At 62.9% G+C, this 469-nt stretch carries 1 protein-coding gene; it reads left to right on the forward strand.

Features of this window, described 5'->3' with window-relative positions; all coding sequences use genetic code 11:
• Positions 1–74: 74 nt before the first annotated feature.
• On the forward strand, positions 75–469 hold a 395-nt coding region (locus ACWTU8_RS32510), incomplete at its 3' end, for a PCRF domain-containing protein (RefSeq protein ID WP_455851335.1).

A 469-nucleotide genomic window follows, 5' to 3' on the forward strand; every position in this document is an offset into this window, starting at 1 on the left:
GCAGGGGTTGCCGATGCGGGCGCTTCTGCAGGCCTTCGCCGACGACCGCTCGATTCCGTTGTAGCGCCCCCATCATGGTCAATCTGCCCCACGATCGCATGGATCAAGTCGTCAAGCGTTTCGAGATGCTCGAAGCGCAGATGTCGGCCGGCCCGGCGCCGGATGCCTATGTGAAGATGGCATCGGAATATGCCGAGCTGCAGGACATGGTGGCCAAGGTCAGGCAATTGCGCTCGGCCGAGCATGAACAGGCCGACCTCGAAGCGATGCTCGCCGACAAAGGCACCGATGCCGAGATGCGGGCGCTTGCCGAGGCGGATTTGCCCGGTGTGGAGGAGCGTATCGAAACGCTGCAGAAGGATATCCAGATCCTGCTTCTGCCCAAGGATGCCGCCGACGACAAGAACGCCATCCTCGAAATCCGTGCCGGCACGGGCGGCGATGAAGCCGCTCTTTTCGCCGGCGACCT

This window comes from Mesorhizobium sp. BHbdii (assembly GCF_053848045.1).